Below are 7,396 nucleotides of genomic sequence, written 5' to 3' on the forward strand. Positions count from 1 at the left end.
GCGCGCCGCACGGGGTCAAGCGTCTGGACCGACCCCGCCCGGCAGGGCCTCCCGCAGCCGCCGCACCGCCTCGACCAGTTCCCCGGGCCCCGACACCCCGGCGAAGCTCAGCCGGACGTACGGGCCCGGCGGTTCCGCGCAGAAGTACGGGCGGCCGGGCGCCACCGCGACCCCGGCGCGCAGGGCCGCCGCCGTGAAGGCGGTGTCGTCGCCGGCCTCGGGCCGCGCCCACAACTGGTAGCCGCCGGACGGCAGGTGGGGCACCTCCAGCCCGGGGAGCTCGCGCCGCAGGGCGCCGGCGAGCACGTCCCGCCGGTGGCGCAGCTCGGCGGAGACGGTGCGCAGGTGGCGCGGCCAGGCGGGCGCGCCCACCAGCTCCAGGGCGGCCTCCTGGAGCGGCCGGGGCACGAAGAAGCTGTCCACGACCTGGATGGCGCGCAGCCGGTCCACGACCGGGCCCCGGGCGGCGAGGGCGCCCACCCGCAGGCTGGGCGAGGTGGGCTTGGTCAGCGACCGCACGTGCACCACCACCCCGTCCGCGTCCTCGGCGGCCAGCGTCGCGGGCAGCGGGCCGGAGTCCTCGTGGGCGAGCGAGCGGGCGTAGTCGTCCTCCACGACGAAGGCCCCGGCGGCCCGCGCGATGCGCAGCACCTCGGCCCGCCGCGCGGGGGCCAGCACGGCCCCGGTCGGGTTCTGGAACAGCGGCTGGCAGACGAACACCCGTGCGCCGGTGGCCTCGAAGGCGGCGGCCAGCAGCTCCGGCCGGACCCCTTCCGCGTCCACCGGGACGGGTACGGGCCGGCATCCGGAGGCGCGGGCGAGGGCCAGCAGCCCGGGGTAGGTCGGCGACTCCACCAGGATCGGCGCCCCCGGCGGGGCGAGCGCCCGCAGGGCGGTGGCCAGTGCGCTCTGCCCGCCCGCGGTGATCAGTACGTCGGCGGCGACGACCGCGCCGCCGATCTCCCGCGCGAACCAGTCGCGCAGCTCGGGCAGCCCCTCGACGGGCGGCCGCTCCCAGGCCCCGGGGCGGCGGCCGGCCCGGGCCAGGGCGGCCGCCATGGCCCGCTCGGGCTGGAGGGAGGGGTGCAGGTAGCCGCCGTTGAGCCCGATCACCCCGGCCGGCGGGGTGGCCAGCGAGACCAGCACCCCGCTGGCGTCGACGGAGCGCGGGACGATCTCCCCGGGCCCTTCCGCGCTGAGGGCGACCTCCTGCCAGGACGTGTCCCCGGCCGCGGGTGCCGCCGTACGGGGCCGGGAGCGGAAGACCCCGGAGCCGGGGCGGGTGACGACCAGGCCCTCCGCGGCGAGCTGCGCGAGGGCCCGCGAGACCGTGACCGGGCTGACCCGGTAGCGCTCGACCAGGGCCCGGCTCGACGGGAGCTTTCCACCTACCGAGTAGCGGTTGAGCTCGGACCGCAAGGATTCCGCCAACTCGGCCACACTGCTACGCTCGTACATGACAGCACAGAATAGCGCTACTCACCCGACCACGATAGCGGTTGCCGGAATCCCGAACGGGACCGTGAGCCGCCCGCTGAGCCGCGGCACGCTCCTCGCCTCGCTGGGTGTCCTCGCCTTCTCGCTGACCTTCCCCGCCACCGCGTGGGGGCTGGAGAGCTTCGGCCCGTGGTCGCTCGTTTCGCTGCGCAGTGTGCTCGCGGCCCTGATCGCGGCCGGGTTCCTGCTCGCGCTGCGCGTGCCGCTCCCCCGCCGCGAGCACCGGGTGGGCCTCGCCGTCGTCGCCGGCGGCGTCGTGGTCGGCTTCCCGATGCTGACCACGCTCGCCCTGCAGACCTCCACGACCTCGCACGCCGCCGTCGTGGTCGGCCTGCTGCCGCTGACCACCGCCGCGCTGTCCGCGCTGCGCACGGGCGCCCGCCCCTCGCGCACCTTCTGGATCGCGGCCGTCTCGGGGGCCGTTGTCGTGCTGGGCTTCACCCTGGCGCAGAGCGGGGGTTCGCTCTCCCTGGGCGACGGCTACCTCTTCGCCGCGCTGCTGGTGTGCGCCGCCGGGTACACGGAGGGCGGGCGCCTGGCGCGGCTGATGCCGGGCTGGCAGGTGATCGGCTGGGCGCTGGTGCTGTGCCTGCCGCTGAGCCTGGCCGGCTCCGTGCTCGGCCTCGCGTTCGAGCCGGTGCACCTGACCGGCCGGGGCCTGGCGGGCCTGATCTGGGCGGCGGCCGGCTCCACCTTCCTGGGCCTGTACGTCTGGTACCGCGGCATGGCCGAGATCGGCGCCCCGCGCGCCAGCCAGCTCCAGCTCGCGCAGCCGCTGCTGACGCTCGTCTGGTCGGTCGCGCTGCTCGGCGAGCACCTCACCCCGGCCGCCCCGGCCGCCGCGTGCGCGGTCCTGGTCTGCATTGCCGTGACCCAGCGGGTCAAATGACCGCGAATCGACCTAAACTGCTAGCACCGGATCGGACCGCCACCGAGGAGGTCAGTTATGCGAGCGACCGAGGGCGACCAGCTGGTGCAGCACGGCCGGGTCGTGGGACAGCACGACAGGGTGGGCGAGATCGTCGAGGTGCTGGGCGAGAACGGCGCGCCCCCGTACCGGGTGCACTTCCCGGACGGGCACGATGCCGTGATGTCCCCCGGCCCCGACTGCGTCGTACGTCACCCGGCCGAGTCCGAGCCCAAGACCGGAACCTGGCACTGATCAGCTCGGCGGCGCCGCCGTCGGGTAGTGGTCGGCAACGACCCTGGACATAGCCCCGTTGGGGTCCGCGACCACCTGCTTCGCCGAGAACCAGATGTGGCCGCGGACCTCCGGGTACTTCCGCGCGAACGCCACGTGCCGCGACAGTTCGCGCGGATCGCGCCAGGCCTCGGTGGGGCTGTCGGGGGCGCAGCGGTAGAGCGCCTCCCCCACGTACAGCCGTACGCCCGTGCCTGCCACGGTGTGCGCCCACCACGGGACGAGGTCCGCGTAGTCGGCGGTCGGGTGGCCGATGTGCCAGTACGCCTGGGGCGCCACGTAATCGATCCAGCCCTCCTTGACCCACTTGCGGGTGTCCGCGTACAGGTCGTCGTACGTCCCGAGGCCCCGCGTGGGTGAGCCGAGCGGGTCGACGTCGGAGTTGCGCCAGATCCCGAACGGGCTGATGCCGAACCGCGCCGCGGGCCGCAGCGCCCGCACCCGCTCGGACATCTCGCGGACCAGGGTGTCGGTGTTGTGGCGGCGCCAGGCGGCGCGGGAGGCGAAGTCGCCGCCGTGCTCCTCGTAGGCCTCGTCGTCGTCGAAGTACTCCCCCTCCACCGGGTAGGGGTAGAAGTAGTCGTCCCAGTGCACCCCGTCGATCGCGTACCGGGAGACGGCGTCGAGCATGGCCTCCTGCACGAACTGCCGCACCTCGGGCATACCGGGGTTGTAGAAGAGCTTCCCGCCGTACTCGACGGTCCAGTCGGGGTTCCGCCGGGCCTGGTGGCCGTCCGCCAGGAGGTCGAGGTCGGTGTGGTTGGCCACGCGGTACGGGTTGAACCAGGCGTGCAGCTGCAGCCCGCGGGCGTGCGCCTCGGTGACGGCCGTCCCCAGCGGGTCCCAGCCCGGATCCTCCCCCTGCTCCCCGGTCAGCCACTGCGACCAGGGCTCCAGCCGCGAGGGCCACAGCGCGTCGGCGGCCGGCCTCACCTGGAGGATCACCGCGTTGAGCCGCCGCTTGACGGCCGTGTCGAGGAGGGCCAGCAGCTCGGCCCGCTGCCGCGCGGCGGACAGCCCGGCCCGGGAGGGCCAGTCCACGTTCGACACGGAGGCGATCCACATCCCCCGGAACTCAGGCGTGGTCGCCCGGGCCGGGATCCGGCCGGCCGGCCCCGGGGCCGAGGCCGCGGGGACGGCCGCGGCGGCCGGCCCGGCCGCGCCCGCCGCGATCACCCCCGCCGCTCCCGCCAGCAGTTCCCGCCGACCGATGTGCGCCATGTGATGACTCCGTTTCGCTGAGTGACATGTGACGGTGTCAGCCCAGCATGCCCGCCCCGGCCCCCCGCCCCGCGCAAGGTCGGGAGTAACGTCGGGGGGCGTGGCGGGCGCCGGAATCGTACGGGGGACCCGCCGACGGATGAGCAGCGAAAGGCACGAAGTGACTGACCTCCCTTCCGACATCACACGGGTCGGCGTAGTGGGCTGTGGCCAGATGGGCGCGGGTATCGCCGAGGTGTGCGCCCGCAGTGGCCTTGAGGTCAAGGTCGCCGAGACCACGGGCGAGGCCCTGGAGATCGGACGTACCCGGCTGTACAACTCCCTGACCAAGGCCGCCGAACGCGGCAAGATCAGCGAGGAGGAGCGGGACGCCACCCTGGCCCGCCTCACCTTCACCACCGACCTCGGCGAGTTCGCCGACCGCGACCTCGTCATCGAGGCCGTCGTCGAGAACGAGCAGGTCAAGACGGAGATCTTCCAGATCCTCGACCAGGTGATCACCCGCCCGGACGCGATCCTGGCCTCGAACACCTCCTCGATCCCGCTGGTCAAGCTGGCCGTCGCGACCTCGCGGCCCGACCAGGTCATCGGCATCCACTTCTTCAACCCCGCCCCGGTGCAGAAGCTCGTCGAGCTGATCCCGGCGCTGACCACGGGCGAGGAGACCGTCAAGCGCGCCGAGGCCCTGGTGCGGGACGTGCTGGGCAAGCACGCCGTCCGCGCCCAGGACCGTTCCGGTTTCGTGGTGAACGCGCTCCTCGTCCCGTACCTGCTGTCGGCGATCCGGATGTTCGAGTCCGGCATCGCCAGCCGCGAGGACATCGACAACGGCATGGAGCTCGGCTGCGCCCACCCGATGGGCCCGCTGAAGCTGTCCGACCTGATCGGCCTGGACACCATCGTCTCCATCGCCGACTCCATGTACGCCGAGTACAAGGAGCCGCTGTACGCCGCTCCCCCGCTGCTCCAGCGGATGGTCGACGCGGGCCGCCTGGGCCGCAAGACGGGCTCCGGCTTCTACCCGTACGGCTGATCCCCGACGGTTCCTACGGCCTGCCGCCCAGCCTGAGGTGATGCAGGAGCAGCAGCCCGGCCGCCATGTTGGCGGCCGGGATCTCGCCGCGCCCGATCATGTCGGGCACGAGTTTGAGCGGCACCCACTCCCGCCGTGAGGACTCGAAGGCGTCCTCGGGAGGGCCGACGTACGTGGCCCCGTCCGCCCAGTACAGGTGGTGGCGGGCGTCGGTCAGCCCGTTGGACGGCTCCACCGTCATCAGGTGCTGGAGCGGGCCGGGCCGCCAGCCCGACTCCTCCTCCATCTCGCGGGCGGCCGCCGACTCCACGGACTCGCCGTCCTCGACCACCCCGGCGGGCAGCTCCCACCCCCAGCTGTCGGTGATGAAGCGGTGCCGCCAGAGCAGCAGCACCTCGTTGGCCTCGTTGACGGCCGTCGCGACGGCCACCGGGCGCAGCCGGATGACGAAGTGGTCCAGGTGCCGGCCGTCGGGCAGTTCCACGTCCGCGAGGTTCACGTCGAACCAGCGGTTCTTGTACACGGTCTGCTCACTCAGGTTCGTCCACTGCACGGTATTGCCGCCTTCCGCTCGGATCGGTGGCAACATGGCAGCAGTTCGAGCCGTCACAGGGGAACGCGCAGCGCCCCGTCGATGAGCTCCGCGGTCTCCTCCGCGCCCGCGCAGCCACTGGTCAGCAGCTGCTCGCGGACCGCCCGCAACCGCTCGCGAAGCCGCAGCGACTCCATCCCCCGGGCCCGCTCGGCCATTTCGGCCGCGGCCGCGACCGCCCCGTCGGCCTCGCCCTGGCGCAGCTGGATCTCGCACAGCATCGCCAGCCGGTGCACGCGCCCCCGGTCGTGCGCGGGCGTGCCGACGGCCGCGGCGGCCTGCTCGTGGGCCGCGGCCAGCTCCCCCAGGCTGAGCAGCGCCTCGGCCACCTGTACGTTGACCAGCCCGGGCTGCACGTACCCCGTTTCGTCCGGCTCGCTGCCGGGGCGGATCCGCTCGGCGGCCGCCTCGGCGCTGCGGATGCAGCCCAATGCGGCCGCGGTGTCGCCGAGTTGGGCGTAGGCCTTGGCCTGCATGGCATGGAGGTCGGCGGCCAGCGCCGGGGTGGTGTGCCGGCCTGCGGCGCGCAGGGCGGCCTCGGCGAAGGCGACGGCCTGGCGGTACTCCCGCAGGTGCAGGGACTGGTTCACGATCAGCGCGATCACGTACGCCCCGAGCCCCCGGTCCCCGCTCGCCTTCGCCAGCCGCAGCGCCTGGTGGAAGTAGCGCTGGGCGAGCCCGTGGGCGTCCGAGTCGTACGCGCAGATCCCCGCGACCGCCACGAGGGACCCGGTGGCCCGGTGGAGCTGGCGGCCGAGGCCGTCGGAGTAGCTCCCGCGGAGCATCGGGGCCGTCTCGGTGCCGAGGAAGCGCACGATCCGGTCCCGCGTCGCGACCCCGCCCGCCCGGCGGTACATCAGCTCGTAGTGCGCCCGCGCGGCCTTGAGGATCTCGATGTGCTCGGGCCCGATCCGGTCGGGTCCGTCCCTCGACACGTCGGCGTCCTCGGGCGGGTTCTCCCACTCCCACACCGGGATCACGGCGGGGGGTCCGGTGAGCGCCTCCGCGGCGAGCAGATGGGGCCGCGCCTGCCCGTCGGACCGCCACAGGGCGGCCGCCCGGTCCACGAACCCGCTCAGCGGCGACGCTCCCGGCGCGGCGGCCTGGCCGGGCACCCCGAGCCCGACGTCGTCCAGCCCCACGGGCCGCCGCAGCCGCCCGCCGAGCACCTCGCAGATCAGGTCGGGGACCTGGCCGCGGGGGCGCTGGCCCTTCAACCACCGGGTGACGGCGGTGTGTTCGTAGCGAAGGGCGAGACCGCGGGTGCGGCCCGCCTGGTTCACGTACGCGGCGAGTCCGGCATGGGACATACCCGCCTCGGCGAGGAGGGCGTCGAGCAGGACATTGGGCTGCATGGGCCGCTCCAAGGGCTCGTCGCTCCCAGGCTAGTGGGTGCGGGGTTCGCACGGGGTGTGAACCAAGTACGCGCATAAATGCGATACGCACTCTGCCGTGGGGGCCCCGCGGAGCGCTTCACTTAAGGGCCTCGCCAAGAGGCAGCCCGGGTCGTCGGCTCCCCCTCGTACAGTGCGACGACCCGTCACAGCGCCGCCCGTCCTGCTGTCTGCCCGACACTCCACGGCAGGCGGGCGGCGCCGTCCGGCTCCGCCGGTGCGGGTTGGTCGCCCGCCCCGCCCGGAGCCGGACCTCTCGGGGCTCCGCCCCGGGCCCCCGCCCCGTCCCGCTGCGGCGCCGCTGCCGGGGCTCCGCCCCAGACCCCGCGCCTCAAACGCCGGCGAGGCTGGATTTGGCTCCTGCCGTCCTCGAAGCGCAGCTGGATTACCCGCAGGGCAATTTCAGCCTCGCCGGCGTTTGAGGCGCGGGGGTTCGGGGGCGGAGCCCCCGACAGCGG

7 protein-coding genes are annotated in these 7,396 nt (G+C 74.1%); 3 read left to right on the forward strand and 4 right to left on the reverse strand.

The annotated features are described in order from the left end of the window. Positions 1-15: 15 nt before the first annotated feature. Positions 16-1,458 carry a PLP-dependent aminotransferase family protein gene (locus AB0O21_RS30250; RefSeq protein WP_365176031.1) on the reverse strand — a complete coding sequence of 481 codons (1,443 nt, stop codon included), beginning with the start codon at positions 1,456-1,458 and terminating at the stop codon, positions 16-18. On the opposite strand from AB0O21_RS30250, the gene AB0O21_RS30255 reads away from it, so the two are divergent. Beyond that, complete coding sequence (locus AB0O21_RS30255; RefSeq protein ID WP_365176032.1) at positions 1,457-2,386, forward strand: DMT family transporter; 930 nt, start codon at positions 1,457-1,459, stop codon at positions 2,384-2,386. The two genes, AB0O21_RS30250 and AB0O21_RS30255, sit on opposite strands and share 2 nt — an antisense overlap. A gap of 57 nt (positions 2,387-2,443) precedes the next feature. Continuing rightward, positions 2,444-2,659, forward strand: a complete 216-nt coding sequence (locus tag AB0O21_RS30260; protein WP_365176033.1) for a DUF1918 domain-containing protein — start codon at positions 2,444-2,446, stop codon at positions 2,657-2,659. Here the strand turns inward: AB0O21_RS30260 and AB0O21_RS30265 are convergent, their stop codons facing one another. After that, a complete protein-coding gene (locus AB0O21_RS30265) occupies positions 2,660-3,919 on the reverse strand; it encodes a family 10 glycosylhydrolase (protein WP_365176034.1) in 1,260 nt (419 codons plus the stop codon). Between the two features lie 139 nt (positions 3,920-4,058). Between AB0O21_RS30265 and AB0O21_RS30270 the strand changes: the two genes are divergently transcribed. After that, positions 4,059-4,952, forward strand: a complete 894-nt coding sequence (locus tag AB0O21_RS30270) for a 3-hydroxybutyryl-CoA dehydrogenase (protein ID WP_365176035.1) — start codon at positions 4,059-4,061, stop codon at positions 4,950-4,952. 13 nt (positions 4,953-4,965) lie between these two features. On the opposite strand, the gene AB0O21_RS30275 is transcribed toward AB0O21_RS30270, so the two are convergent. Both AB0O21_RS30275 and AB0O21_RS30280 read right to left on the reverse strand, forming a co-directional pair. Further along, complete coding sequence (locus tag AB0O21_RS30275; RefSeq protein ID WP_365176036.1) at positions 4,966-5,505, reverse strand: NUDIX hydrolase; 540 nt, start codon at positions 5,503-5,505, stop codon at positions 4,966-4,968. Positions 5,506-5,558: 53 nt separating this feature from the next. After that, positions 5,559-6,899 carry a transcriptional regulator gene (locus AB0O21_RS30280; protein ID WP_365176037.1) on the reverse strand — a complete coding sequence of 447 codons (1,341 nt, stop codon included), beginning with the start codon at positions 6,897-6,899 and terminating at the stop codon, positions 5,559-5,561. Between the last annotated feature and the right edge of the window lie 497 nt (positions 6,900-7,396).

It is taken from the genome of Streptomyces sp. NPDC091371, assembly GCF_040684275.1.
Taxonomy (GTDB): Bacteria; Actinomycetota; Actinomycetes; order Streptomycetales; family Streptomycetaceae; genus Streptomyces.